The sequence below is a fragment of the Cupriavidus sp. HE11 genome (assembly GCF_056097175.1).
In genome coordinates, this window is sequence record NZ_CP184464.1 from 3,308,847 (window position 1) to 3,333,208 (window position 24,362).

Below are 24,362 nucleotides of genomic sequence, written 5' to 3' on the forward strand. Positions count from 1 at the left end.
GGCAATCAGGAGGGTTGAGACGTCTTGGCGATGGTTTTGGCGCGGCGCTTGTAAGGGCGCAGGTACAGGATCGTGCTGACGAAGAACAGCAGCGTCAGGGCGACCTCGGCCCAGGCCAGCCACGACGACGGGGCACGGTCGCTGGTGGCGCGCACGATGCCCTCGGTGAAATACAGCAGGATCAGCATCGACGACCACTGCATGGTGTAACGGTTGCGCGTCCAGATGCCGCGCAGCACCGGCAGCAGCAGCACGCACTTCAGGATCAGCCACGAGCCGCCTGGGCGCAGCGGCGCCAGGAACCATTCCCAGGCGATGCACAGCGCGATCAGCGCGATCAGGCTGGTCAGGCTCAGGCGCCAGAGCGCCGGGCTGTGCAGCGAAAAATCGTCGGGGGTCTTCATCGTGCGGCGAGCTTCAGGGCCGTTTGTGCCAGCCGGCGGCCCATGGCCGTTGCCAGCGCGGATTCCTGGTCGGTGACCGGGCCGTGGTTGTCCACGTGCGCGTGGTGGCTGGGGCCGTAGGGCGTGCCGCCGGCCGTGGTGGTCATCAGGCCGGCCTCGGAATAGGGCAGGCCGACGATCACCATGCCGTGGTGCAGCAGCGGCAGCATCATCGACAGCAGCGTGGTTTCCTGGCCGCCATGCAGGCTGCCGGTCGACGTGAACACGCAGCCCGGCTTGCCGGCGAGCGCGCCGGACAGCCACTGGGCAACCGTGCCATCGAGGAAATACTTCATCGGGGCGGCCATGTTGCCGAACCGGGTGGGGCTGCCCAGCGCCAGCCCGGCGCATTCCTCCAGGTCGCCCAGTTCCGCATAGGGCGCGCCCTCGGGCGGGATGTCCGGCGCGGTGGCCTCGCAGACCGTGGAGACCGGCGGCACGGTACGCAGGCGGGCCTGGGCGCCGGGGACGCTTTCGATGCCGGTGGCGATCAGTTCGGCGAGTCTGCGGGTGGCGCCGTGGCGGCTGTAGTAAAGGACGAGGATGTCGGTCATGGATGGGCAGGCGCGGGCGGCGGATGGTGCCGGGACAAGCGCCGCAAAACGATCCGCGTATTATAGTTGCGGCGCTGCCCGAAGTGCCGCGCCGCCGGCCTCGCGGCTGGTTTCATCGAATCCGAAGGAGAAAGCCCCCGCATGTCCGCCGTCCGCATTGCCCGCCTGCGCAGGGAATGGAACCTGCAGAAGGTGCGCGCACTGGCCCGCTACGCGCTGCGCCGTGCCGGCGAGAACCGCCTGCCGCAGGTGGCCGCCAGCCTGACGTTCACGACGTTCCTGTCCGTGGTGCCCGTGCTGACCGTGGCGTTCGCGCTGCTGGCCGCGTTTCCGGTGTTCCGCGAATTTCGCGGCGAAATCGAGGGTTTCCTGTTCCAGAACCTGATCCCGGGCGGCAATATCAGCGATTCGGTGTCGCGCTACCTTGGGCAGTTTTCCAAGAGCGCACGGGGGCTGACAGCCCTGGGCCTGGGCGGCCTGATGGTGACGTCGGTGCTGACCATGCTGACCGTGGAAGATGCGCTCAACGCAATCTGGCGCGTCAAGCGGCGCCGCCCGCTGGCTCAGCGGGTGCTCGTGTTCTGGGCCGTGCTGACGCTCGGGCCGGTGCTGATCGGCGGCAGCCTGTCGGTCAGTTCGTACCTGATCTCGATCTCGATGGGCTATGTCGGCAACCTGCCGTTCGGCATGGGCCTGGTGGTCAGCCTGATTCCCATCGGACTGACCGCGCTGGCGTTTGCCTTCCTGTACATGGCCGTGCCGTACGCCTACGTGGACTGGCGCGACGCGATCTTCGCCGGCATCGTGGCTGCCGTGGCCTTCGAGGTTGCCAAGCGCGCCTTCGGCTACTTCATTACCCATATTCCGACCTACACGGCCGTCTACGGCGCGTTTGCCGTGCTGCCGCTGTTCCTGCTGTGGATGTACGTGAGCTGGCTGGTGACGCTGCTGGGTGCCACCATCGCCGCGAACCTGCCGGTGATCCGCGAGGGCCACTGGCGCCGCCGCACGTTCGCGGGCAGCGAGTTCTTCGACGCGCTGGGCGTGCTCTACGTGCTGTACCGCGCGCGCGAGGAGGTGCCGCGCAGCGTGGGCGAACTGGACATGGGGCGCAAGCTGCGGGTGGAGGCCGACTACCTGGCCGGGCTGCTTGCCAAGCTCAAGGCGCTGCACCTGGTGGGCAAGCTGCAGCAGGACCATGGTCAGGCGCATTGGGCGCTGCTGTGCGATCCGTCCCAGGTCACGCTGCGCACGCTGCATGACCGGCTCGTGCTGAACATGGCGCGCCTGCCGCGCACGGCGCTGGCGCAGCAGATGCAGGGGGTGGAGGTGCTGCGTGGCATCCTGGACAACCCGCAGCTGGACCAGCCGCTGGAAGCCGTGTTTCGGCAGCAGACTGCCGATGCGGCGGCCAACGAAGCGAATAGAGCGGGTAGCGCCGTGGTCCAGGCGGTGCCGCCGGGCCGCCACGGGCAGGGCTGAGCACGGCCGGGGCACGCCGCCTGCGCGGCGCGCCTTCAGAACGGGATCTTGCCGCGCAGGATGTCGGCGTACATCACCCAGTCGCCCATCAGGCTGTAGAACGGATGCCGGAACGTGGCCGGGCGGTTTTTCTCGAAGCCGAAGTGACCGACCCAGGCGAAGGCGTAGCCCGATACCAGCGCCGCCAGCAGCCACCACGCGTTGCCGGTGACCACCAGGGTCACCAGGCAGGCCAGCGCCAGCGTGGAGCCGGCGAAATGCAGCCGCCGGCAGGTGCGGTCGCGGTGTTCGCTCAGGTAGTACGGATAGAAATCGGCAAAGCTGGCGAATTCCTTGGCATGGGCCTGGGCCATCGCAGTCTCCTGATTTTGTTGTTGTTTTCGAAGTCTTCCTATTGCTGAAGTGTAGACCTTGCGAATACGGCCAGCGCGTCGAGCACGTCGTCGGGCTTTTCGCCCATCATCGCGTGGCCGCTCGGCACGGTCACGACCTGGGCCTTCGGCATCTTGCCCGCCAGCGCCTGGGCTGCTTTTGGCGACGTCATCATGTCCTTGCTGCCCACGATGAACAGGGCCGGACAGGCCACCGCAGCGGCCGCTTCGTCGCCATGGGCGTAGGCGTTGCAGGCGGAGAAATCGGTGTGGAAGACGTGGGCGCCAGGGTTGCGGGCGCTGACGCGCTCCATCAGCCGCTGGCTGCCGCCATGCATCCATGCACCGGGCCCCGGCGACGACGGCTTGCTGGCGAGACTGGAAATGGACCACTGGCTGACCATCGCGATGGCATCGCCTTCGCGGTGCAGCGCGGCGTCGAGCAGGGCGTCGGACACCTTCATCGGATACGCGGTAGCCAGCAGCCCGATGCCGCGCACGGCCTGCGGATGCCGGGCCGCGCATTCGAGCGCGATCAGCGACCCCATGCTGTGGCCGAACACCAGCGCCGGGGTCGTGACGCCGGCCGCGCGGGCCAGCGCCATGACCCAGTCGGCCATGTCCTCGACGGTGGTCAGCGGCGCGCCTGTGCTGCGGTTGTGGCCAGGCAGGTCCACGGCCAGCACCGAAAATCCGTGATTGGCGAACCAGCGCGTCTGCAGCCCCCAGACGCTGTGATCGTTCTGGGCGCCGTGGACGAAGATCGCGCAGGGCAGGGTGGCGTCGAACGGCTTCCCGCCCGTATAGGCATAGGCCGGTTGGCCGGCAACGGTCAGTTTCATCACGCCTTGCCTCCCATGGCCTTCTCGGTGGCCTTGAGACCGCGTTTCAGGTCGTCGATCAGGTCGTCCGGGTCTTCCAGGCCGATCGACAGCCGGATCGTCCCTTCGCCAATGCCGGCCGCCTTCAGCGCGGCGGCGTCCATGCGGAAATGCGTGGTCGAGGCCGGATGGATCACCAGCGAGCGGGCATCGCCGACGTTCGCCAGGTGCGAGAACAGCGACAGGCTCTCGATAAAGCGCTGGCCGGCCTTGCGATCGGCCTTCAGGTTGAAGCTGAACACGGCGCCGCAGCCGCGCGGCAGTAGCCGTTTCGCCAGTTCGTAGTCCGGATGCGATTCCAGTTCGGGGTAGGCCACCGATTCCACCATTGGGTGGGCGGCCAGGAACTGCACCACGCGGCGCGTGTTGTCGACGTGACGGCTCATGCGCAGCGGCAGCGTCTCGATGCCCTGCAGCAGCTGCCAGGCCGCCATCGGATTCATGCAGGCGCCAAAGTCGCGCAGCCCTTCGCGGCGCGCGCGCAGCAGGAACGGCGCCACTGTGCTTTCCTCGGTGAACACCATGTTGTGGAAGCCCTCGTAGGGCTCGGACAGTTCCGGGAAACGGCCCGAGGCCTCGAAGTCGAACGTGCCGCCTTCGGCCAGCACGCCGCCGATGGTGGTGCCGTGGCCGCCCAGGAACTTGGTGGCCGAGTGGTAGAGCAGGCCGGCGCCATGGTCGAACGGCCGCAGCAGGTAGGGCGTGGTGAACGTGGAGTCCACCAGCAGCGGAATGCGGTGTTCCTGGCCGAGCTGGGCGACCGTCTCGATATCGAGCACGTCCAGGCCGGGGTTGCCCAGCGTCTCGCCGAACAGCAGCTTCGTCTCCGGACGGATGGCGGCGCGCCAGGCGTCGATATCGCGCGGATTGACGAAGGTGGTCTCGATGCCGAAGCGGCGCAGCGTGTAATGCAACAGATTGTGCGAGCCGCCGTACAGCGCGGTGGACGCCACGATATGCGAGCCGGCTCCCATCAGCGTTGCCACGGCCAGATGCAGCGCGGCCTGGCCCGAGGCCGTGCCGATGGCGCCGGCGCCGTTTTCCAGCGCGGCTACGCGCTCCTCGAACACGGCCACCGTGGGATTGCTGATGCGCGAGTAAACGTGACCGGCGCGTTCCATGTTGAACAGCGACGCCGCATGCTCGCTGTCGCGGAACACGAACGACGTGGTCAGGTGGATCGGTGTGGCGCGGGCCCCGGTGGTGGGGTCGGGCGCAGCGCCGGCGTGCAGGGCCAGCGTGTCGAAACGGCTGCCAGACGATGTGGACATGGCGGGAAAGGGCCCGGTCGGCCGGGCCGCGTGTGGTTGTCTCCGACCGGCATCCTAGCATCATGCGCCACACGGGACAGCCCGGGTTTTTCCCGCCGGATCGGGCCCCCGGGCCCGCCTGGCAGGCCTCTGGAGGCCGCGCTCGCTTTACTTGAGGCGGCGGTTTGGGCTAGCATCGACCATCAAACCTGAGCCACAGACCCTGCAATACAAGGCAGCCCCGGAGACACCATCATGAAAGTCAGCGACATCCTGCAGATCAAGGGCAACACGCTCTTTACCGTCAAGCCGGATACGCCGCTGCAGCAGGCCATCCAGACCATGGCCGAGCACGATATCGGCTCGCTGGTGGTCATGGAGTACGGCGACCTCGTCGGCATGCTGACCTTCCGCGAAATCATCGAGGTCCTGGCGGCCAACAACGGCACGCTGGGCACCCACAGCATCCGCAAGGTCATGGACGACGCGCCGCTGACCTGCACGCCCGAAACCGACGTCAACGAGGTGCGCCGCATGATGCTCGAGCGCCACACCCGCTACCTGCCGGTACTCGAAAAACGCACGCTGATGGGCGTGATCTCGTTCTACGACGTCGCCAAGGCCGTTGTCGAGGAGCAGAGCTTCGAGAACAAGATGCTCAAGGCGTACATCCGCGACTGGCCGGAAGAAAAGGAACAGCCGGCGCGCTAGCCCGCTGCCGTCCGGTGCCGCCACGGCATCGGACTTTCCCGCTATCAGACTATTCCGATTTGGGCCGCTCCCTGTAGCCGATCCTGCCCGCTGCTGGCATGATGGCGGCGAACTGATGCCCCGGCGGGTCACCGGGGTCCACATCCTGTTTGCCATCGATGAGCCAACAAAGCCAGTTTCGCCTGCTTGGCGTGCGCCGTTTCGCCCCGTTTTTCTGGACGCAGTTCCTGGGGGCCATGAACGACAACGTCTTCAAGGTAGCGTTTACCTCGCTGGTCACCTATCACGCTGCGCTGTTCGACGGCGTCGATCCGCATAGCGCGGCCTTCCTGATTTCCGCCATCTTCATCGCGCCGTTCGTGCTGTTTTCGGCCACCAGCGGGCAGATTGCCGACAAGATCGAGAAGTCGCGGCTGATCCGGCTGGTGAAGTCGCTGGAGATCGGCATCATGGTGCTGGGGCTGGCCGGTTTCTACCTGCACAGCGCCACGCTGCTCTACGCGGGCACATTCCTGATGGGGCTGCACTCCACGCTGTTCGGGCCGGTCAAGTTCGCCTATCTGCCCCAGCATCTGGACCAGACCGAACTGGTGGGCGGCAACGGGCTGGTGGAAATGGGCACCTTCGTCGCCATCCTGCTGGGCACGCTGCTGGGTGGCGAGCTGGCCGGCCTGACGGGCGCCGATGGCAAGGTGGTGGGGCCGCTCTACGTGGGCATCGTCTGCGTGGTCATCGCGCTGGCCGGGCGCACGGTCTCGCAGGGCGTTCCGCTGTCTCCGGCACCCCAGCCGGACCTGCGCATCAACTGGAACCCGTTTACCGAGACCTGGCGCAACCTGATCCTGGCGCGCCAGAGCCGCGTGGTGTTCCTGAGCCTGCTGGGCATTTCGTGGCTGTGGTTCCTGGGCGCCACCTTCCTGACGTCGTTCTTCAGCTTTGCCAAGGATGTGCTGGGCGGCGACCAGAACGTGGTCACGCTACTGCTGGCCGTGTTCTCGGTCGGGATCGGCATCGGGTCGCTGCTGTGCGAGCGGCTGTCGGGGCGCCATGTGGAAATCGGGCTGGTGCCGTTCGGGTCGATCGGCATGACGGTGTTCGCGGTGGATCTCTTTTTCGCCACGCATGGTCAAGCTACGGGCGGCACGCTCAGCGGCGTGGGCGGCTTCCTGGCCCAGTCGGGCCACTGGCGCGTGCTGGTCGACCTGTTCTGCGTGGCGATGTTCGGCGGCTTCTACAGTGTGCCGCTCTATGCGCTGATCCAGAGCCGTTCGGCGCCCACGCACCGCGCGCGCATCATCGCCGCCAACAACATCCTGAACAGCTTCTTCATGATCGGCGCGTCGCTGCTGGGCGTGTTCATGACCCAGGCCGGCTATTCGATCCCGCAGCTGTTCCTGGTGGTCGGGCTGCTCAATGCCGTGGTGGCCGTCTATATCTATACGCTGGTGCCCGAGTTCCTGCTGCGCTTTATCGCCTGGCTGCTCGTGCATACCATCTACCGGCTGCGCCGCGTGAATGCCGAGCGGATTCCGGAAGAGGGCGCCGCCGTGCTGGTCTGCAACCACGTGAGCTTTGCCGATGCCGTGGTGCTGATGGCCGCCAGCCCGCGCCCGGTGCGCTTTGTGATGGATCACAATATCTTCAAGGTGCCGGGGCTGTCGTGGTTCTTCCGCCAGGCCAAGGCCATTCCGATTGCACCGGCGCGCGAGAATCCCGAACTGCTGTCGCGTGCCTACGACGCCGTGGCGGCCGCGCTGGAAGACGGCGAACTGGTCTGCATCTTCCCGGAGGGCAAGATCACCGCCACCGGCGAGATCAACTCGTTCAAGACCGGTGTTTCGCAGATCATCCAGCGCACGCCGGTGCCGGTGGTGCCGATGGCGCTGCGCGGTCTGTGGGGCAGCTTCTTCTCGCGCAAGGGCGCGCCGGCCATGACCCGGCCGTTCCGGCGCGGCCTGCTGAGCAAGCTGGAACTGGTGGTGGGCGAGCCGGTGCCGCCGGAGGCGGCCACGCCCGAAAGTCTGCAACAGATGGTGCTTGCCCTGCGCGGCGACTGGAAATAACGATGATCACGCTGTTCACGTTTGGTCCCGCGTTCGGCCTGCCCGACGCCAGCCCGTTCGTCATCAAGGCCGAGATGCTGCTGAAGCTGGCCGGGCTGCCATACCAGACCCGGCGCGGCAACGTGCGCCGGGCGCCCAAGGGCAAGCTGCCGTACCTGGACGACATGGGCCGGCAGGTTGCCGATTCGACGCTGATCCGCTGGCATCTCGAGAAGACCTACCACGTGGATTTCGATGAAGGCCTGACGCCGGCCGAGCGCGGCGCGGCCTGGGCGGTGGAAAAACTGCTCGAGGACAATCTCTACTGGGCCGTGGCACGCGTGCGCTGGCTGGAGGGCGACAATTTCGAGCGTGGGCCGGCGCAGTTCTTCAACGTGGTGCCTGGACCGCTGCGCGGCATGGTCAAGGCGCTGGTCAAGCGCCGTGTGCGCCAGATGCTGTGGTCGCAAGGCCTGGGGCGCCATAGCCTGGACGACATGACCGCCATCGCGGTGCAGGGCGTGCAGGCCGTGGCCGACATCCTGGGCAACAAGCCGTACCTGATGGGTGATCGGCCATGCGGCGCCGACGCCACCCTGTTCGCGTTCGCGGCCAGCCTGCAGTCGCCCGTGTTCGAGACGCCGATCCGGGCGGCGGCGCAATCGCACGCCAACCTGCAGGCCTACCTGGCGCGCATGCGGGCGCAGTTTTATCCCGATTTCGTGGGCAGCGGCGTGTTCGCGCCCGATTTCGGCAAGCCGGCGGCCGGTATTGGTACACCCGAGACGGCTGGCGCCTGACCTGGCGTCGGGGCCAGCTTGCGGCGCCGACGCGTCTGTCCGGGCGCTAATGGCCTTACAATGTAGCCCGTCCCCCAATTCCTGCGCATTTCAACCATGTCTGGCAATACCCTCGGCCTGCTTTTCACAGTCACCACGTTCGGCGAATCGCACGGCCCCGCCATTGGCGCGGTTGTGGATGGCTGCCCGCCGGGCATGTCGCTGACCGAAGCCGATATCCAGATCGACCTGGATCGCCGCAAGCCCGGCACGTCGCGCCATGTCACACAACGCCAGGAGCCGGACCAGGTTGAAATCCTGTCGGGGGTGTTCGAAGGCAAGACCACGGGTACGCCGATCTGCCTGCTGATCCGCAACACCGACCAGCGCAGCAAGGACTACGGCAATATCGTCGAGACCTTCCGTCCCGGCCATGCCGACTACACCTACTGGCACAAGTACGGTATCCGCGACTATCGCGGCGGTGGCCGTTCGTCGGCGCGCCTGACTGCGCCGGTGGTGGCCGCGGCTGCCATCGCCAGGAAGTGGCTGCGCGAGCAGTACGGCACCGAGATCCGTGGCTACATGTCGCAACTCGGCGAGATCGAAGTGCCGTTCACGGACTGGAAGCATGTGCCGGAGAACCCGTTCTTCGCGCCGAACGCCGATATCGTGCCCGAGCTGGAAACCTATATGGATGCACTGCGCCGCGATGGCGATTCCGTCGGCGCGCGCATCGAGGTGGTGGCCAGTGGCGTGCCGGTGGGCCTGGGCGAGCCGCTGTTCGACAAGCTTGACGCCGATATCGCGCACGCGATGATGGGCATCAACGCGGTCAAGGGCGTGGAGATTGGCGCCGGCTTCGACAGCGTGGCCCAGCGCGGCACCGTGCATGGCGACGAACTGACGCCGGAAGGCTTCCGCACCAACAACGCCGGCGGCGTGCTTGGGGGTATCTCCACCGGGCAGGACGTGACGGTGTCGCTGGCGATCAAGCCGACGTCGAGCATCCGCACCGCGCGTGAATCGATCGACAAGGCGGGCCAGTCGGCCAGCGTCGAGACGTTCGGCCGCCATGACCCGTGCGTGGGCATCCGGGCCACGCCGATTGCCGAAGCAATGCTGGCGCTGGTGCTGATGGACCATGCGCTGCGCCACCGCGCCCAGTGCGGCGATGTGCGCGTGGACACGCCGCGCATCCCGGCGCAGGTCAAATCCTGAGTACCGCCTCATACCGGCCAGGGTCGATCGACCCGGCCACCTATTTCCGTTTCGGACTTTTCTACCTCGGCTACTACGGCTACGTTGGCGTCATCTCGCCATATGTGAGCCTGTTCTTCGCCGATCGCGGCTTCTCGCCGGTACAGATCGGCGTGCTGATGGCCTGTTTCCAGCTAAGCCGCATCGTCGGGCCCTACCTCTGGGGCTGGCTGTCGGACGTTACCCATACGCGCGTGAAACTGCTGCGGCTGGCGGCCGTGGCGTCGCTGCTGGCGTTCCTGGCCGTGCCCGGCGTCCACAGCTATGGCGGCATGATGGCGATGATGATCGGGCTCAACCTGATTACCAGCGCGATGTCGCCACTGGGCGATGCGCTGACGATTTCCACGCTCCGCCGCCATGGCGCGTTCGACCATCGCTATGGCCGCGTGCGCATGTTCGGCTCGGTCGGCTTTATCGCGGCCGTGCTGCTGGGCGGCGCGCTGTTCGAGCACTTCGGCATGCCGGCCTTCCCGTGGCTGGCCAGCGCAATGCTGGCGCTGTTCGCCGTGGTGGTATTCGGGCTGCGCGATGCCGAAGACGAGGGGCCGCGCGTCAAGCCGCCACCGGCACTGCCGCTGCTGCGCCGGCCCGATGTGGCATGGTTCCTGGCGTCGGCCTTCCTGATGATGTTCGCCCACGCGGCGCTCTACGTGTTCTATTCGCTGTACCTGGAGCAACTGGGCTATAGCAAGATCGCCATTGGCGTGATGTGGACCATTGGCGTGGTGGCCGAGATCGTGTTCTTCTTCTATCAGGGGCGGCTGTTCGGCGCGCTGGCGCTGCGCACGATCCTGGCGGGCACCTTTGTGCTGGCCGCGCTGCGCTTTGGCGTGACCGGGTACTTCGCCCAGTACGCCTGGCTGATGGCAGCCGTGCAGGTCCTGCATGCGGCCACGTTCGCCGCGCACCACAGCGCCAGCCTCAAGCGGCTGCAGCGCTGGTTTGCCGGGCCGCTGCAGGGGCGCGGGCAGGCGCTCTATACGGGCATTTCCTACGGCCTCGGCGGCACGCTCGGCGGCCTGGTCATGGGATGGACGTGGAAGACGCTGGCGCCGATGCACACGTTCGGGCTGGCGGCGCTGGCAGCGGCGCTGGGCGCCGGCTGTGCGGTGATGAGTTTTCGCGGGGAGGCCGAGCGGGCCTGAGGTTGTCCGTGTCCGCGCGACACAGGTCAATATGCGCTCCCCCTCGCCCATACCATTGGGGGAGGGGAGCAAATCATCAATTTGCCAGCAACCCCGCCACCTTCTCCGCAATCGCCAGCGACGACGTCAGCCCCGGCGATTCGATCCCGAACAGGTTCACCAGCCCCGGTACGCCGTGCACCTGAGGGCCGTCGATGCGGAAGTCGGCGGCTGTCTCGCCTGGGCCGCTGATCTTCGGGCGGATACCGGCGTAGCCCGGCTGCAGGGCGTCATCGGCCAGGCCCGGCCAGTAGCGGCGCACCTCGTCATAGAAGCTGTCGGCGTCGTGCGGCGGCACGCTGTATTCGATCTCGTCGATCCAGCGCACATTGGGGCCGAAGCGCGCCTGGCCGCCCAGGTCCAGCGTCAGGTGAACGCCAAGCCCGGCCGCCTCGGGCACCGGGTAGATCAGCCGTGAGAACGGCGCGCGGCCAGCCAGCGTGAAATAGCAGCCCTTGGCGTAGTACTGGCCGGGAATGTGCTCGGGCGGGATGCCGTCGATTCGGCGCGCCAGCTCGGGGGCGGTCAGGCCTGCGGAGTTGACCACCGTGCGGGCCAGCAGCGTCGTTTCGCCATCTTCTCCAGCCACTTCCAGGCGAATGCCATCGGGCGTAACGGCGCCGGATACCACCGGCGACTGCACGGCCAGCATCGCGCCGGCCTGTTCGGCATCGCCCAGCAGGGCGGTCATCAGGCCATGGCTGTCGATGATGCCGGTCGATGGCGACAGCAGGGCCGCGTGGCATTCGAGCTGGGGCTCCAGGGCGCGTGCCTCGTCGCGCGTCAGCAGACGCAGGTCGTGCACGCCGTTGGCCTCGGCCTTGGCGCGAATGCCGGCCAGCGTGGCGACCTGGGCTTCGCTGGTGGCCACGATCAGCTTGCCGCAGCGCTGGTGCGTCACGTGGTGGCTGGCGCAGTAGTCGTAGAGCATGGCCTTGCCGCGCACGCACAGGTCGGCCTTGAGCGATCCGGCGGGATAGTAGATGCCGGCGTGGATGACTTCGCTGTTGCGCGCGCTGGTGATCGTGCCGAACGCGTTTTCGGCTTCCAGGATGATGACCTCGCGGCCCTGCTGCGCCAGCGCGCGTGCCACGGCCAGGCCCACCACGCCAGCGCCGATCACGACGCAATCCACGTTTTCCATCTGTCTGCTCCTGTCTTGTTCCGGTCTGTTCTGTTGTCGGGTGTTCAGTCGAGCCCCATCCGTTGCGCGGCGGCGCTCAGGTGGGCCGATGCGGCGGCGCGCGCCGCTTCGGGATTGCCGGCTGCGATGGCGTCGACCAGCGCGTCATGTTCGGTATCGGCGGCGCGCGGTACGCCCTGGGCGGCGTGCAGCCGGGCGCTGTTTTCCCACGCATGCTGGCGGGCCACCAGCAGTTGCTGGCTGACGAAATCGGTCAGTCCAGTGAAACACGGGTTGTGCGCGGCCTGGGCGATGGCGTGATGGAACGCGATGTCCGCAGCCGCGGCGCTGGGGAAATCCGCAGCATGGCGCTGCATGCTGGCGAGGGCGTCGCGAATCCGTTGCAGATCGGCTTCGGTGCGACGCAGCGCCGCCATTTCGGCGCAGGCGGTTTCCACCACGCGCCGCAGTTCGAAAAGCTGGGCCAGGGTCGGGCCGCCGTCGGGCGTGCTGGCTACGCGCCAGACCTGGCCGCCCGGCGTCTCGGACACATAGGCGCCGGAACCCTTGCGCGTAACCAGCACGCCGTCCGCCTTCAGCAGGGCAATGGCCTCGCGCACGATGGGGCGGCTGACGTCGAACGTTTCAGCCAGCGCGGCCTCGGCCGGCAGGCGCGCGCCCGCGGCAAAGCGTCCGGCGGCGATATCGTCGCGCAAGGTCTGGGCAATGCGGCTGGCAAGGGAAGCGGGGCGGGACAGGCGATCCATTGTGATCCGGCATGCTGTCAGGCTGTCTGACAGCTTTTCGTTGAACGCTGATTCTGCAAGGTCGATTGATGGACGTCAAGCATCTATTGATACCGAGATGGCGGAATGGCGGCGACGCCACAAGGGTTTGTCCCGAATGCGCACGCTACCAAGGTGGGGTCAAGGTTCTGTCACATTGGTCGATAGCAGACGCATCAGGGTTGGTGTGTCCGTCATCGGTCATGGCAGGCAGCCATCCATCACGATTTCTTGCGCTGGCGCGGCATGCGTCGGCGCGCGGGGAGTCCTCGACGCCATGATTCCGCTTACGCCGCAAGACCTGCCCGTCGGGCAGCCGCTTCCCTGGTCCTTGCTGGACGGACAGGGCAACCTGATGCTTGGCAGTGGCAGCATCATTCCCGATGCGCGCGATCTGGCGCTGATGTTCCGGCACGGCACCGTCTGCCGGCCTGACGACATGCCGGAGCCCGGCAACGAGCCCGATGCCCTGGCCGGCTCGCGCCTCAGCGCCGGGCCGCTGGGCCTGCAGGTGGGCACGTTGCTGCACGTGAAGACCCCGGGCGAGCAGTCGCGCGCCGCGGCAAGCCGCCTGATCGGCTTTATCGAACAGGGGCTGTTTGTCACCTGGCCCACCCTGGGCGGGCGCGAACTGGCCGTGCATGCCGGCGAAACCCTGCTGCTGCGCGGGTTCTCGGGCCACGCCATCCACAGCTTCACGTCGACCGTAACGGCCGTGTGCCGCAGCCCGTTCCGCTACCTGGTGCTGTCGGCGCCGGCGCAGACCGAGCAGATGCCGGTGCGCCGTGCCGCGCGTGTGCCGACGCGACTGGCAGCCTATCTGTTCGATGCGGGCGCCGAGGCCGACGAGGGCGGCAATGACAGCAATGGCGGAATCGACGGCAGCGGCGGCAACGACGCCAGCCAGACCGTCACCGATCTGACCGTCGACCAGCGCGTGGGCGAGGGACTGGCGCGGCTGGGGCTGCTGTCCGACCTCAGTACTGGCGGCGCGCTGGTGCAGACGTCATCGCCCGCGCCCGCGGTGGGGCAGAAGGTGCGGCTTCGTTTCCAGTTGCGCACTGGGGCGCTCGATGCCGAAGTCATGATCGACGCCACGGTGCGCAGCGCGCCGGGGCAGGACGATGAGGAATTCCCCGCCTTTGGCGTGGCGTTCGACGCGCTGGGCGAGCGCGAACTGACGCTGCTGCAGTGCTTTATCTACGAGCAACTGCTGGCGACCACCTGCATGCCGGTCTGACGCCGGCATCTGCTTCTGTCTCTGTTGCTGCTTCTGCCTCGATAGCCGGCTCATCGCGGCGATGCGCGTACAGACCATGGCATTCCCGGTGCCATGGTTGTCATCGTGTTCCACGCACCGCGCGGCGCGGATGCGTGACGCCATTGCGCATCTTGCGCGGTCTGCGTAGACGCCAAAGAAAAACGCCGGCCACTGGCCGGCGTTCCGGATGCTACGTCAGGCGCGGCTTACATGCCCACGTAGTTCGGGCCGCCGCCGCCTTCCGGCGTGACCCACACGATGTTCTGCGTCGGGTCCTTGATGTCGCAGGTCTTGCAGTGCACGCAGTTCTGCGCGTTGATCTGCAGGCGCTCCTTGCCATCGTCGTTCTGCACGAATTCGTACACGCCGGCCGGGCAGTAGCGCGACTCGGGGCCGGCGAACTTTTCCCAGTTGACGTTGACCGGCACGCTGGCGTCCTTGAGCGTCAGGTGCGCGGGCTGGTTCTCTTCGTGGTTGGTGTTGCTGATGAACACCGACGACAGGCGGTCGAAGGTGAGCTTGCCGTCCGGCTTCGGGTACTCGATCTTCTGGCACTCGGCGGCCGGCTTCAGGTACACGTGGTCCGGCTTGGTGCGGTGGATGGTCCAGGGCGGGTTGCGGATGCCCAGCTTCGGCAGCAGCCACTGCTCGATGCCGGTCATCAGCGTGGCCGTGGTGCGGCCCTTCTTGAACCATTGCTTGAAGTTCTTGGCCTGCAGCAGTTCCTTGTGCAGCCAGCTTTGTTCGAACGCGGCCGGGTAGGCGGTCAGTTCGTCGTGCTGGCGGCCAGCCTGCAGCGCGTCATAGGCGGCTTCGGCGGCCATCATGCCGGTCTTGATCGCGGCGTGGCTGCCCTTGATGCGCGAGGCATTCAGGTAACCGGCATCGCAGCCGACCAGCGCGCCGCCCGGGAATACGGTCTTCGGCAGCGACAGCAGGCCGCCAGCCGTGATGGCGCGGGCGCCATAGCCAATGCGCTTGCCGCCTTCGAAATACTGGCGGATTTCCGGGTGGGTCTTGAAGCGCTGGAATTCCTCGAACGGCGACAGCCACGGGTTGGTGTAGTCCAGGCCCACCACGAAGCCGACGGCGACCTTGCCGTCTTCCATGTGATAGAGGAACGAACCGCCGTAGGTGGCCGGGTCCAGCGGCCAGCCGGCCGTGTGCACCACCAGGCCGGGCTTGTGCTTGGCCGGGTCGATTTCCCACAGTTCCTTCAGGCCGATGCCGTAGCTTTGCGGATCCTTGCCTGCGTCGAGCTTGTACTGGGCGATGATCTGCTTGCCCAGATGGCCGCGCGCACCTTCGGCGAAGATCGTGTACTTGGCATGCAGTTCCATGCCGAGCTGGAAGTTCTCGGTGGGCTCGCCTTCCTTGTTGATGCCCATGTTGCCGGTGGCAACGCCCTTCACGGAGCCGTCGTCGTTGTAAAGCACCTCGGCGGCCGGGAATCCCGGGAAGATCTCCACGCCCAGCGCCTCGGCCTGCTGGCCCAGCCAGCGCACGAAGTTCGACAGGCTGACGATGTAGTTGCCTTCGTTATGGAAGCACTCGGGCAGCAGCGGGGCACCCTTGGAGCCGGCTTCGTCGAGGAACAGGAACTTGTCTTCGGTGACGGGCTGGTTCAGCGGGGCGCCCAGTTCCTTCCAGTTAGGGATCAGCTCGTTCAGCGCGATCGGGTCCATGATGGCGCCCGACAGGATATGCGCGCCGGGCTCGGAGCCCTTTTCCAGCACGCACACATTGACGTCGCCGCCTTTTTCCGTGGCAAGCTGCTTCAGGCGGATGGCGGTGGCCAGGCCGGCGGGACCGCCGCCGACGATGACCACGTCATATTCCATGGCTTCGCGCGGGCCGAACTGCTCGACGAGCTGTTGCTGATCCATTGTCTCTAACCCTCAGTTTCTTCTGGGCGGCAATACTGCCGCATGTTGCAGCCCTCTCCAGGCGTGCGGATTGTGGGATGCGGTAATCGTGGCTCTGCGGAACCGGGGACCGTGCGGGGTGCGAGGCGGGTTCGACGTGTGGCGGCACGCGCGTGCCCGGTGCGGGCGCGGCGCGGCATGCGCGCTGACCGGCTATCGGCGGGTTACCGGGCCGGATCTAGGCGTTTTTCCTCTTTCCCTTTGGGGGCCAAGTTCTTAGAATCTTCGGCATTGTCCGGGACTCGACACCCTCAGGCAAGACATTTTTTTGAACGACCGTTCTTTTTTTTGATAAGCTGCGGCCGCGCATCTGCAGGTGCCTTCCCAGGCTCCCGCCATGCGGAACAGCCGGCCATGCCGGCCGGCGCGGTTGCTCCCACACCGAGGTAACTATGGGTTTGTCGATCAATCTGGAAGGCAAGGTCGCGTTGGTGACCGGGGCGTCGAGCGGACTGGGCACGCGGTTTTCCCACGTTCTGGCGGCCGCCGGCGCCAAAGTCATCCTGGCCTCGCGCCGCGTGGAGCGGCTCAAGGAGTTGCGGGCTGCAATCGAGGCCGATGGCGGCAGCGCCCACGTGGTGCGGCTGGACGTGACCGACCCGGACAGCATCCGCGCCGCCGTTGCGCATGCCGAGACCGAGGCCGGCTCCATCGATATCCTGGTGAACAACTCGGGCGTGTCCACCACGCAGAAGCTCACCGACGTCACGGCCGACGACTTCGATTTCGTTTTCGATACCAATACCCGCGGCGCGTTCTTCGTGGCCCAGGAAGTGGCAAAGCGCATGATCGCGCGGGCCAAGGGCGCCGAGAAACTGGGCAATCCGCTGCCCCAGGCGCGTATTGTCAATATTGCGTCGGTGGCCGGTCTCAAGGTACTGTCGCAGATTGGTGTCTACTGCATGAGCAAGGCCGCCGTGGTCCACATGACCAAGGCCATGGCCCTGGAGTGGGCGCGCCACGGTATCAACGTGAACGCGATCTGCCCCGGCTATATCGACACCGAGATCAACCACCACCACTGGGATACCGATGCGGGGCAGAAGCTGATCCAGATGCTGCCGCGCAAGCGCCTGGGCCAACCCGAAGACCTCGATGGCCTCTTGCTGCTGCTGGCGTCCGATGCATCGCGCTTTATCAACGGCGCGGTGGTCACTGCCGACGATGGCATGGTCTGACCGCTGACCCTTCGGGGAGGGGACGGGCCGATAAAAGAATAAGCAACAGGAGAAACGCCCCGGACGGCCAGACGGCCAGGGGCGGCCCGGAACCGGAGGCCGGGTTTTGATGGCTCAAGAAGAACAGGCACGGCGCGACGCCGGGCCGCAGCATATCGTCGATTCGGTGATCGTTCCCGAAGCCGCCGACGAGGCACGCGAAAGCGAATTCCGCATTTCACCGCGTATCGAGGACTGGATTGGCGTGATTGTGATGGTGCTGCTGGTGTCCATCACGTTTGCCAATGTGGTGGTCCGCTATTTCACCGACGAATCGTTCGCCTGGACCGAGGAATTCTCGGTCTTCCTGATGATCGTGCTGGCCCTGGTGGCCGGCAGCGCCGCCGTGGCGCGCGACCGCAATATCCGCATCGAGTATTTCTTCGACCGGGGCAGCGCGGCGCGGCAGAAGCGGCTGGCGATCCTGTCGGCCGTGGCCGTGGCGGTGATGTTCCTGGCGCTGGCGGTGCTTGGCGCGCGGGTTGCCTGGGATGAGTACGCGTTCGGCGAGACCTCGCCGGGCATCGGCGTACCCAGCTGGTGGTATTCGATCTGGCTGCCGGTGCTGTCGGCGGCCATCGCGCTGCGGGCGCTGGCCCTGGCGCTGCGCAATGTCCGCGCGCTGAAGGCGCTCCATGCCGCGAACCGGGACGGAGGCCAGCCGCAATGACACTGGTCGCCATTATCCTTTTCGTGGTGTTCATCGGCCTGATGCTGCTGGGCGTGCCGATCGGCGTGTCGCTGGGGCTGGGCGGTCTGGTGGCTATCGGCCTGTCGAACCTGGACACGCAGATGTTTGGCCTGCTGGCCGTGCCGCAGAACTTCTATGCCGGGCTTGCCAAATACCCGCTGCTGGCGATTCCGATGTTCGTGCTGGTCGGGTCGATTTTCGACCGCTCCGGCGTGGCGCAGCGGCTGGTGACGTTTGCCATTGCCATCGTGGGTCGCGGCCCGGGCATGCTGCCGCTGGTAGCCATCCTGGTGGCGATGTTCCTGGGCGGCATCTCGGGCTCCGGCCCCGCCAATGCGGCGGCCGTGGGCGGCGTGATGATCGCGGCGATGTCGCGTGCCGGCTACCCGGGGTCGTACAGCGCCGCGGTAGTGGGCGCCGCAGCGGCCACGGACATCCTGATCCCGCCGTCGGTGGCCTTCATCATCTATAGCGTGCTGGTGCCGGGTGCATCGGTGCCGGCGCTGTTCGCGGCCGGCATGATCCCGGGCATCCTGGCCGGCGTGGCGCTGATCGTGCCGGCCGTGTGGCTGGCGCGCAAGCACAACATGGGGCATATCGAGGCCGCGTTGCCGCGCCCGCCGTTCTGGAAGAGCCTGCGCGAGGCTGCGTGGGGCCTGGTGGCGCCGTTCCTGATCCTGGGGGGCATGCGCGCGGGCTGGTTCACGCCGACCGAGGCTGCCGTGGTGGCCGTGGTCTACGGCCTTTTCGTCGGCATGGTGATCTATCGCAGCATCGGCATGCGCGATCTGTTCACGATCTTCCAGGAGGCCGCGGAAACGTCGGCGGTGATCCTGCTGGTGGTGGCGCTGGCCGGCATCTTTGCCTACGCGCTGTCCACGCTTGGCGTGATCGACCCGCTGGCGAATGCCATCGCGCATTCGGGCCTGGGCGAGTACGGCGTGCTGGCGCTGATCGTGCTGCTGCTGATGACGGTGGGCATGTTCCTGGACGGCATCTCGATCTTCCTGATCTTCGTGCCGCTGCTGCTGCCCATTGCCAACGCATTCCACTGGAACCCGGTCTGGTTTGGCGTGGTACTGACGCTGAAGGTGGCGCTGGGCCAGTTCACGCCGCCGCTGGCCGTGAACCTGATGGTGTCGTGCCGAATTGCCCGCGTACGCATGGAAGAAACCGTGCCCTGGGTGATCTGGATGCTGCTGGCGATGTTCATCGCCATGCTGATGGTGCTGGCCTATCCGCCGCTGGCTACCTGGCTGCCCGATTACCTGGGCTACTGATTTGAACGACAAGACGAAAATGAAACGAGGAGATTCCCGAATGAAACGCCGTGCCCTGATGCTGTCCGTTGCCGCCTCGATTGCCGCCGCTGCCTTCGCCGCGCCGGCCGCAATGGCCCAGACCTACAAGTCCGAATACAAGATGTCGCTGGTGCTTGGCCCCGCGTTCCCGTGGGGCAAGGGCGGCGAAATCTGGGCAGACCTGGTGCGCCAGCGTACCAACGGCCGCATCAACATCAAGCTGTATCCGGGCACGTCGCTGGTGGCTGGCGACCAGACGCGCGAGTTTTCGGCCATCCGCCAGGGCGTGATCGACATGGCCGTGGGCTCGACCATCAACTGGTCGCCGCAGGTCAAGGAACTGAACCTGTTCTCGCTGCCGTTCCTGATGCCCGACTACAAGGCGCTGGATGCGCTGACGCAGGGCGAAGTCGGCAAGTCGATCTTCGCCACGCTGGAAAAGTCGGGCGTGGTGCCGCTGGCCTGGGGCGAGAACGGCTTCCGCGAAGTGTCGAATTCGAAACGTGAGATCCGCAAGCCCGAAGACCTCAAGGGCCTGAAGCTGCGCGTGGTGGGCTCGCCGCTGTACATCGAGACCTTCAACGCGCTGGGTGCCAACCCGACCCAGATGAGCTGGGCCGATGCACAGCCGGCCATGGCGTCGGGCGCGGTGGACGGCCAGGAAAATCCCCAGAGCGTGTTCGCCGCCGCCAAGCTGTACACGGTCGGCCAGAAGTACGTGACGACCTGGGGCTATGTCGCCGATCCGCTGATCTTCGTGGTGAACAAGCAGATCTGGGAAAGCTGGACGCCGGCTGACCGCGAGATCGTCAAGCAGGCCGCCATCGACGCCGGCAAACAGGAAATCGGGCTGGCCCGCAAGGGCCTGGTGGAGCCGGGTGCGCCGGCCTGGAAGGACATGGAGCAGCACGGCGTGAAGGTGGTCTCGCTGTCGCCGGCCGAGCACGACGCGTTCAAGAAGGCCACGGCCAAGGTCTACGACAAGTGGAAGAAGCAGATCGGCGCCGACCTGGTGACCAAGGCCGAAGCGTCGATCGCCAAGCGCTGATGAAGCACGTCTTCACCTGCGTCATGCCGATCCGGTGGGGTGACATGGACGCAATGGGCCATGTCAACAACACCGTGTACTTCCGTTACCTGGAGCAGGCGCGGATCGAGTGGTTCGAGTCGATCGGCCGCAATGGCCGGGACGGCAACGGCCACGGGCCCGTGCTGATCAACGCCCACATGACGTTCCTGAAGCAGCTGCGCTACCCCGGCGATATCGAATGCCGGGTGTACGCGGGCCAGCTCGGCAGGTCGAGCTTCGAGACGAAGATCGAGATCCGCCGTACCGACCTGCCCGATGTGGTCTGGGCCGAGGGCGGGGCCAAGGTAGTGTGGTGCGACTACGCGGTGGAGAAGAGCGTGCCGGTGCCGGACGAGATCCGGCGGCTGATCGAGGGGTAGCGGATGGCGTCAGGCGCGGCAGTCGGCTGTTCGACGGCCGCTGCCGCGCGCCACGCCCAGGTGCAAACAGAAGGCAGGGTTCTGGCTCCCTTTTCCTTCATGGGGAGAGGGGGCAGGGTTTCCCTCAGTGGTTCACCAGGCGCTGGACCAGGTCCACGGCCGTGTGCGCCCCGTATTTTTTCATCAGCCGCGCCCGGTAGATGTCCACCGTGCGCGGGCTGATCGCCAGCAGCTTGCCGATCTGCTTGCTGGTCTTGCCTTCCACCAGCTGCGCCGCGATGTCACGTTCCCGGGCGGTCAGCTCGGCCGTGACCGGCCGCTTCTGCGACAGATCCTCGAACGTCCAGATGCCGGCGCCCAGCGGATCGGTGCGGTCCAGCGCGCGGCCCGTGACATGGCACCAGAACAGCTCGCCGCTGGCGCGCTTCATGATCCGTTCGTCGGAATACAGCCCCCGGGTGTTCATGACCGGCACGATGCGCGCGCCGGTGCGCTCGAACTCGTCGGCAGTGGGGTAGAGCACCTGGAACGACTGGCCCATCAGGGCATCGCGCGTGGTGCCGAAGATCCGGCAGACCTCGTCGTTGCAATCCTCGATCCTCCGGGCGCGCGAGAGCACCAGGCCGACCGGAGCCAGCTGGAATGCGGTCTGGTAGTCGATGGACGGCATTATCCCTTATGTACTTTTACGTAATGGCGTTCGCGGCATCCATTGACGTATCCTTTGGGGCGTCAACGGCGGCGCCTGACCGCCGATTGTACCGTTACAATTTCCGCGTGTGGCCAACCGGCCGCGCAAGAGCGGGACTACCGAGGAAGGAGCGAACATGAACAAGGTCTACGCCAGCGCCGCCGAGGCGCTCGCGGGCGTCGTACGCGACGGCCAGACGATCGCCGTGGGCGGTTTCGGTCTGTGCGGCATCCCCGAAGCGCTGATCGCTGCACTGCGCGACAGCGGCGTCAAGCAGCTTACGTGCATCTCCAATAACGCCGGCGTGGACGGCTTCGGTCTGGGCCAACTGCTGGCCACCCGCCAGATCAAGAAGATGATCTCGTCGTATGTCGGCGAGAACAAGGAGTTCGAGCGCCAGTACCTGGCCGGCGAACTCGAGCTCGAATTCACGCCGCAGGGCACGCTGGCCGAAAAGCTGCGCGCCGGCGGCTCGGGCATCCCGGCCTTCTTCACCAAGACCGGCGTGGGCACGATCGTCGCCGACGGCAAGGAAACGCGCGAATTCAACGGCGAGACCTACGTGATGGAGAAATCGCTGGTGTCCGACGTAGCCATCGTCAAGGCCCAGAAAGCCGACAAGGCCGGCAACCTGGTGTTCCGCCGCACCGCGCGCAACTTCAACCCGGTGTGCGCCATGTCCGGCAAGATCACGATCGCCGAAGTCGAAGAGATCGTCGAAACCGGCGAGATCGACCCGGACGACGTTCACCTGCCCGGCATCTTCGTGCACCGCGTCGTGCTGAACACGAACCCCGAAAAACGCATCGAACAGCGCACCGTGCGTGCCAAGTAAGGAGACAGATCATGGCATGGACACGTGATGAAATGGCCGCACGCGCGGCCGCGGAGCTGCAGGACGGCTTCTATGTGAACCTGGGTATCGGCCTGCCGACGCTGGTAGCCAACCACGTGCCGCAAGGCATGGAGGTGTGGCTCCAGTCGGAAAATGGCCTGCTCGGCATCGGCCCGTTCCCGACCGAGGAAGAAGTGGACGCCGACATGATCAACGCCGGCAAGCAGACCGTGACGACGCTGCCGGGCTCGTCGATCTTCTCGTCGGCTGATTCGTTCGCGATGATTCGCGGCGGCAAGATCAACCTGGCTATCCTGGGCGCCATGCAGGTCAGCCAGCGCGGCGACCTTGCCAACTGGATGATCCCGGGCAAGATGGTCAAGGGTATGGGCGGCGCCATGGACCTGGTGGCCGGTGTAGGCCGCGTGGTGGTGCTGATGGAACACACGGCCAAGAAGAAGGACGGCACCGAGGACGTCAAGATCCTCAAGGAATGCAACCTGCCGCTGACAGGCCTGGGCGTGGTGAACCGCATCATCACCGACCTGGCCGTGATCGACGTGACGCCGCAAGGCCTGAAGCTGGTGGAAACGGCGCCGGGCGTGTCGCGCGAGGAAGTCCAGTCGAAGACGGAAGCCGAACTGATCTGAGCGGCTGATCCGAGCGGTTTCCGAGCGGTTTCCGAGCGGAATTTCGCGGCATCAAGATAAAACCCCCGCCGGTTTGCGCCGGCGGGGGTTTTATCTTCTGACGGGAGCAGGGCGTTGGCCGGGTTGGCCGGCGAGGGCGCCCGGGCTCAGGCCTTGGGCTTGTTGTAGCTCGAAAAGACCGACGCCGCGCCATCGGACTTCACCAGCAGCACGTCGAACGGGTCCTTGCGCGGGCCGTACTCCATGCCCGGCGAGCCTACCGGCATGCCCGGCACGGCCAGGCCGGCTGCCTTGGGCTTCGCGGCCACCAGTTTCCTGATATCGCTGGCCGGCACGTGGCCCTCGATGCCATAGCCGTCGATGACGCCGGTATGGCAGGAGCCGAAGCGCTCGGGAATGCCGTACTTCTTTCGATACACCCCGGTATCTTCGACATCGTGCGTGGCGACGGTAAAGCCGTTGTCGCGCAGATGCTTGACCCAGTCTTCGCAACAGCCGCAGGTCGGGCTCTTGTAGACGTCGATCTTCAGGGCTTTTGGCGATTGGGCCAGAGCCATCAGCGGGGACAGCAGCAGGGCACTGGCACCGAGGGTGCGCAGGGCATTGCGTCGCGACTGGCGTCCCGATTGACTACGCTGCATCGATGCCTCCTTATTGCGCCACCCAGCCGCCGTCCATGTTCCAGATCGCGCCGCGCACCTGCCTGGCCGCTTCGCTCGACAGGAACACGGCCAGCGCGCCCAGTTCCTCGGGCGTGACAAACTGGCCCGACGGCTGCTTTTCCAGCACCAGCTCGCGCTTGGCCTGTTCGACGGGAATACCTTCCTTCTGCGCGCGGGCTTCCACCTGTTTCTGCACCAGCGGGGTCAACACCCACCCCGGACAGATCGCATTGGCGGTGACGCCGGTCTGCGCGGTTTCCAGCGCGGTGACCTTGGTGAAGCCCACAATGCCGTGCTTGGCCGCCACGTAGGCCGACTTCTCGGCCGAGGCGACCAGGCCGTGGGTGGAGGCCACGTTGATGATGCGGCCCCAGTTCTTCGTCTTCATCGACGGCAGGGCAAGGCGGGTGGTATGAAAGGCGGAGGTCAGGTTGATGGCGATGATGGCATCCCACTTGTCCACCGGGAATTCCTCGATCTTTGCCACGAACTGGATGCCGGCGTTGTTGACCAGGATGTCCACGCCGCCGAAGTCCTTCTCGGCATAGCGCATCATGTCCTCGATCTCGCCAGCCTTGCTCATGTCGGCGCCGTGGTAGCCCACCTGGATGCCGCTGCCGGCGCGGGCGATTTCCGCCTTTGCGCCGTCGGCATCACCGAATCCGTTGACAATGATGTTCGCGCCCTGCGCAGCCAGAGCCTGCGCGATGCCGAGTCCGATACCGCTGGTCGAGCCCGTGACCAGTGCCGTCTTGCCTTTGAGCATGTAAGCCTCCGTCGGGAGTGTCAGGATGTGCTGTGGCATTGTACTC

The 24,362-nt window shown here is 66.1% G+C and carries 25 protein-coding genes; 14 read left to right on the forward strand and 11 right to left on the reverse strand.

The window, feature by feature from the left end:
• Positions 1 to 5: 5 nt before the first annotated feature.
• Together ACOABP_RS15375 and wrbA are read right to left on the reverse strand one after the other, a co-directional pair.
• The gene (locus ACOABP_RS15375; RefSeq protein WP_474225951.1) at positions 6 to 404 is read right to left on the reverse strand and encodes a DUF2069 domain-containing protein; all 399 of its coding nucleotides are present in this window, start codon (positions 402 to 404) and stop codon (positions 6 to 8) included.
• Entirely contained in the window at positions 401 to 997 is a 597-nt protein-coding gene (gene wrbA, locus ACOABP_RS15380) for an NAD(P)H:quinone oxidoreductase (RefSeq protein WP_474225953.1), read from the reverse strand. The genes ACOABP_RS15375 and wrbA overlap by 4 nt, the downstream gene beginning before the upstream one ends.
• Positions 998 to 1,138: 141 nt before the next feature.
• Here wrbA and ACOABP_RS15385 point away from each other — a divergent pair, with 141 nt between their 5' ends.
• Positions 1,139 to 2,479: a YihY family inner membrane protein gene (locus tag ACOABP_RS15385; protein ID WP_474225954.1), complete on the forward strand. Its 1,341-nt coding sequence runs from the start codon at positions 1,139 to 1,141 to the stop codon at positions 2,477 to 2,479.
• 35 nt (positions 2,480 to 2,514) lie between these two features.
• Here the strand turns inward: ACOABP_RS15385 and ACOABP_RS15390 are convergent, their stop codons facing one another.
• The 3 genes from ACOABP_RS15390 to ACOABP_RS15400 are packed head-to-tail and all read right to left on the reverse strand — an operon-like array spanning position 2,515 to position 5,002.
• Positions 2,515 to 2,832, reverse strand: a complete 318-nt coding sequence (locus ACOABP_RS15390; RefSeq protein WP_092595921.1) for an Mpo1-like protein — start codon at positions 2,830 to 2,832, stop codon at positions 2,515 to 2,517.
• A 38-nt stretch (positions 2,833 to 2,870) separates the two neighbouring features.
• Complete coding sequence (locus tag ACOABP_RS15395; protein ID WP_474225956.1) at positions 2,871 to 3,692, reverse strand: alpha/beta fold hydrolase; 822 nt, start codon at positions 3,690 to 3,692, stop codon at positions 2,871 to 2,873.
• Complete coding sequence (locus tag ACOABP_RS15400; RefSeq protein WP_474225957.1) at positions 3,692 to 5,002, reverse strand: O-acetylhomoserine aminocarboxypropyltransferase; 1,311 nt, start codon at positions 5,000 to 5,002, stop codon at positions 3,692 to 3,694. The genes ACOABP_RS15395 and ACOABP_RS15400 overlap by 1 nt, the downstream gene beginning before the upstream one ends.
• 234 nt (positions 5,003 to 5,236) lie before the next feature.
• Between ACOABP_RS15400 and ACOABP_RS15405 the strand changes: the two genes are divergently transcribed.
• The 5 genes from ACOABP_RS15405 to ACOABP_RS15425 all read left to right on the forward strand — a co-directional run bounded on the left by ACOABP_RS15405 (position 5,237) and on the right by ACOABP_RS15425 (position 10,921).
• Complete coding sequence (locus ACOABP_RS15405; protein WP_066738597.1) at positions 5,237 to 5,692, forward strand: CBS domain-containing protein; 456 nt, start codon at positions 5,237 to 5,239, stop codon at positions 5,690 to 5,692.
• 158 nt (positions 5,693 to 5,850) lie between these two features.
• On the forward strand, positions 5,851 to 7,755 hold the full coding sequence (locus ACOABP_RS15410) for an MFS transporter (protein ID WP_474225959.1): 1,905 nt from the start codon (positions 5,851 to 5,853) through the stop codon (positions 7,753 to 7,755).
• A 2-nt stretch (positions 7,756 to 7,757) separates the two neighbouring features.
• Entirely contained in the window at positions 7,758 to 8,534 is a 777-nt protein-coding gene (locus tag ACOABP_RS15415; RefSeq protein WP_474225960.1) for a glutathione S-transferase family protein, read from the forward strand.
• Between the two features lie 96 nt (positions 8,535 to 8,630).
• Positions 8,631 to 9,734, forward strand: a complete 1,104-nt coding sequence (gene aroC, locus ACOABP_RS15420; RefSeq protein ID WP_474225962.1) for a chorismate synthase — start codon at positions 8,631 to 8,633, stop codon at positions 9,732 to 9,734.
• Positions 9,728 to 10,921, forward strand: coding sequence for an MFS transporter (locus ACOABP_RS15425; RefSeq protein WP_474227854.1), 1,194 nt, complete (start codon positions 9,728 to 9,730; stop codon positions 10,919 to 10,921). The genes aroC and ACOABP_RS15425 overlap by 7 nt, the downstream gene beginning before the upstream one ends.
• A 76-nt stretch (positions 10,922 to 10,997) precedes the next feature.
• Here ACOABP_RS15425 and ACOABP_RS15430 read toward each other — a convergent pair whose 3' ends face one another.
• Together ACOABP_RS15430 and ACOABP_RS15435 are read right to left on the reverse strand one after the other, a co-directional pair.
• A complete protein-coding gene (locus ACOABP_RS15430; RefSeq protein ID WP_474225964.1) occupies positions 10,998 to 12,104 on the reverse strand; it encodes an NAD(P)/FAD-dependent oxidoreductase in 1,107 nt (368 codons plus the stop codon).
• A gap of 44 nt (positions 12,105 to 12,148) precedes the next feature.
• A complete protein-coding gene (locus ACOABP_RS15435; protein ID WP_474225965.1) occupies positions 12,149 to 12,850 on the reverse strand; it encodes a FadR/GntR family transcriptional regulator in 702 nt (233 codons plus the stop codon).
• 295 nt (positions 12,851 to 13,145) lie between these two features.
• Here ACOABP_RS15435 and ACOABP_RS15440 point away from each other — a divergent pair, with 295 nt between their 5' ends.
• A complete protein-coding gene (locus ACOABP_RS15440; RefSeq protein ID WP_474225967.1) occupies positions 13,146 to 14,108 on the forward strand; it encodes a flagellar brake protein in 963 nt (320 codons plus the stop codon).
• A gap of 227 nt (positions 14,109 to 14,335) precedes the next feature.
• Here ACOABP_RS15440 and ACOABP_RS15445 read toward each other — a convergent pair whose 3' ends face one another.
• Positions 14,336 to 16,015: an electron transfer flavoprotein-ubiquinone oxidoreductase gene (locus ACOABP_RS15445; protein WP_474225968.1), complete on the reverse strand. Its 1,680-nt coding sequence runs from the start codon at positions 16,013 to 16,015 to the stop codon at positions 14,336 to 14,338.
• 431 nt (positions 16,016 to 16,446) lie between these two features.
• Here ACOABP_RS15445 and ACOABP_RS15450 point away from each other — a divergent pair, with 431 nt between their 5' ends.
• From ACOABP_RS15450 to ACOABP_RS15470, 5 genes are all read left to right on the forward strand, one after another.
• Complete coding sequence (locus ACOABP_RS15450) at positions 16,447 to 17,232, forward strand: SDR family oxidoreductase (RefSeq protein WP_474225970.1); 786 nt, start codon at positions 16,447 to 16,449, stop codon at positions 17,230 to 17,232.
• 109 nt (positions 17,233 to 17,341) lie between these two features.
• A complete protein-coding gene (locus ACOABP_RS15455) occupies positions 17,342 to 17,941 on the forward strand; it encodes a TRAP transporter small permease (RefSeq protein WP_474225972.1) in 600 nt (199 codons plus the stop codon).
• Positions 17,938 to 19,242, forward strand: coding sequence for a TRAP transporter large permease (locus ACOABP_RS15460; protein WP_474225973.1), 1,305 nt, complete (start codon positions 17,938 to 17,940; stop codon positions 19,240 to 19,242). Before ACOABP_RS15455 ends, ACOABP_RS15460 begins: the two co-directional genes overlap by 4 nt.
• Positions 19,243 to 19,282: 40 nt before the next feature.
• Positions 19,283 to 20,311 carry a DctP family TRAP transporter solute-binding subunit gene (locus ACOABP_RS15465; RefSeq protein WP_474225975.1) on the forward strand — a complete coding sequence of 343 codons (1,029 nt, stop codon included), beginning with the start codon at positions 19,283 to 19,285 and terminating at the stop codon, positions 20,309 to 20,311.
• Positions 20,311 to 20,712 carry an acyl-CoA thioesterase gene (locus tag ACOABP_RS15470; RefSeq protein WP_474225977.1) on the forward strand — a complete coding sequence of 134 codons (402 nt, stop codon included), beginning with the start codon at positions 20,311 to 20,313 and terminating at the stop codon, positions 20,710 to 20,712. The genes ACOABP_RS15465 and ACOABP_RS15470 overlap by 1 nt, the downstream gene beginning before the upstream one ends.
• Positions 20,713 to 20,836: 124 nt before the next feature.
• Here ACOABP_RS15470 and ACOABP_RS15475 read toward each other — a convergent pair whose 3' ends face one another.
• Positions 20,837 to 21,382 (reverse strand): helix-turn-helix transcriptional regulator, encoded by a 546-nt coding sequence (locus ACOABP_RS15475; RefSeq protein ID WP_474225978.1) that lies wholly within the window; start codon positions 21,380 to 21,382, stop codon positions 20,837 to 20,839.
• Between the two features lie 157 nt (positions 21,383 to 21,539).
• On the opposite strand from ACOABP_RS15475, the gene ACOABP_RS15480 reads away from it, so the two are divergent.
• Positions 21,540 to 22,238 (forward strand): CoA transferase subunit A, encoded by a 699-nt coding sequence (locus ACOABP_RS15480; RefSeq protein ID WP_066738568.1) that lies wholly within the window; start codon positions 21,540 to 21,542, stop codon positions 22,236 to 22,238.
• A gap of 11 nt (positions 22,239 to 22,249) precedes the next feature.
• Positions 22,250 to 22,888 carry a CoA transferase subunit B gene (locus ACOABP_RS15485; protein ID WP_474225979.1) on the forward strand — a complete coding sequence of 213 codons (639 nt, stop codon included), beginning with the start codon at positions 22,250 to 22,252 and terminating at the stop codon, positions 22,886 to 22,888.
• Between the two features lie 146 nt (positions 22,889 to 23,034).
• Here the strand turns inward: ACOABP_RS15485 and ACOABP_RS15490 are convergent, their stop codons facing one another.
• Together ACOABP_RS15490 and ACOABP_RS15495 are read right to left on the reverse strand one after the other, a co-directional pair.
• A complete protein-coding gene (locus tag ACOABP_RS15490) occupies positions 23,035 to 23,529 on the reverse strand; it encodes a DUF411 domain-containing protein (RefSeq protein WP_474225981.1) in 495 nt (164 codons plus the stop codon).
• A gap of 10 nt (positions 23,530 to 23,539) precedes the next feature.
• Positions 23,540 to 24,316 (reverse strand): 3-hydroxybutyrate dehydrogenase, encoded by a 777-nt coding sequence (locus ACOABP_RS15495; protein WP_066738562.1) that lies wholly within the window; start codon positions 24,314 to 24,316, stop codon positions 23,540 to 23,542.
• Between the last annotated feature and the right edge of the window lie 46 nt (positions 24,317 to 24,362).

Coding starts and splice junctions, on each gene's coding strand:
- ACOABP_RS15375 (WP_474225951.1), bottom strand. CDS start 404: ATGAAGACCCCCGACGATTTTTCGCTGCACAGCCCGGCGCTCTGGCGC.
- wrbA (WP_474225953.1), bottom strand. CDS start 997: ATGACCGACATCCTCGTCCTTTACTACAGCCGCCACGGCGCCACCCGC.
- ACOABP_RS15385 (WP_474225954.1), top strand. CDS start 1,139: ATGTCCGCCGTCCGCATTGCCCGCCTGCGCAGGGAATGGAACCTGCAG.
- ACOABP_RS15390 (WP_092595921.1), bottom strand. CDS start 2,832: ATGGCCCAGGCCCATGCCAAGGAATTCGCCAGCTTTGCCGATTTCTAT.
- ACOABP_RS15395 (WP_474225956.1), bottom strand. CDS start 3,692: ATGAAACTGACCGTTGCCGGCCAACCGGCCTATGCCTATACGGGCGGG.
- ACOABP_RS15400 (WP_474225957.1), bottom strand. CDS start 5,002: ATGTCCACATCGTCTGGCAGCCGTTTCGACACGCTGGCCCTGCACGCC.
- ACOABP_RS15405 (WP_066738597.1), top strand. CDS start 5,237: ATGAAAGTCAGCGACATCCTGCAGATCAAGGGCAACACGCTCTTTACC.
- ACOABP_RS15410 (WP_474225959.1), top strand. CDS start 5,851: ATGAGCCAACAAAGCCAGTTTCGCCTGCTTGGCGTGCGCCGTTTCGCC.
- ACOABP_RS15415 (WP_474225960.1), top strand. CDS start 7,758: ATGATCACGCTGTTCACGTTTGGTCCCGCGTTCGGCCTGCCCGACGCC.
- aroC (WP_474225962.1), top strand. CDS start 8,631: ATGTCTGGCAATACCCTCGGCCTGCTTTTCACAGTCACCACGTTCGGC.
- ACOABP_RS15430 (WP_474225964.1), bottom strand. CDS start 12,104: ATGGAAAACGTGGATTGCGTCGTGATCGGCGCTGGCGTGGTGGGCCTG.
- ACOABP_RS15435 (WP_474225965.1), bottom strand. CDS start 12,850: ATGGATCGCCTGTCCCGCCCCGCTTCCCTTGCCAGCCGCATTGCCCAG.
- ACOABP_RS15440 (WP_474225967.1), top strand. CDS start 13,146: ATGATTCCGCTTACGCCGCAAGACCTGCCCGTCGGGCAGCCGCTTCCC.
- ACOABP_RS15445 (WP_474225968.1), bottom strand. CDS start 16,015: ATGGATCAGCAACAGCTCGTCGAGCAGTTCGGCCCGCGCGAAGCCATG.
- ACOABP_RS15450 (WP_474225970.1), top strand. CDS start 16,447: ATGGGTTTGTCGATCAATCTGGAAGGCAAGGTCGCGTTGGTGACCGGG.
- ACOABP_RS15455 (WP_474225972.1), top strand. CDS start 17,342: ATGGCTCAAGAAGAACAGGCACGGCGCGACGCCGGGCCGCAGCATATC.
- ACOABP_RS15460 (WP_474225973.1), top strand. CDS start 17,938: ATGACACTGGTCGCCATTATCCTTTTCGTGGTGTTCATCGGCCTGATG.
- ACOABP_RS15465 (WP_474225975.1), top strand. CDS start 19,283: ATGAAACGCCGTGCCCTGATGCTGTCCGTTGCCGCCTCGATTGCCGCC.
- ACOABP_RS15470 (WP_474225977.1), top strand. CDS start 20,311: ATGAAGCACGTCTTCACCTGCGTCATGCCGATCCGGTGGGGTGACATG.
- ACOABP_RS15475 (WP_474225978.1), bottom strand. CDS start 21,382: ATGCCGTCCATCGACTACCAGACCGCATTCCAGCTGGCTCCGGTCGGC.
- ACOABP_RS15480 (WP_066738568.1), top strand. CDS start 21,540: ATGAACAAGGTCTACGCCAGCGCCGCCGAGGCGCTCGCGGGCGTCGTA.
- ACOABP_RS15485 (WP_474225979.1), top strand. CDS start 22,250: ATGGCATGGACACGTGATGAAATGGCCGCACGCGCGGCCGCGGAGCTG.
- ACOABP_RS15490 (WP_474225981.1), bottom strand. CDS start 23,529: ATGCAGCGTAGTCAATCGGGACGCCAGTCGCGACGCAATGCCCTGCGC.
- ACOABP_RS15495 (WP_066738562.1), bottom strand. CDS start 24,316: ATGCTCAAAGGCAAGACGGCACTGGTCACGGGCTCGACCAGCGGTATC.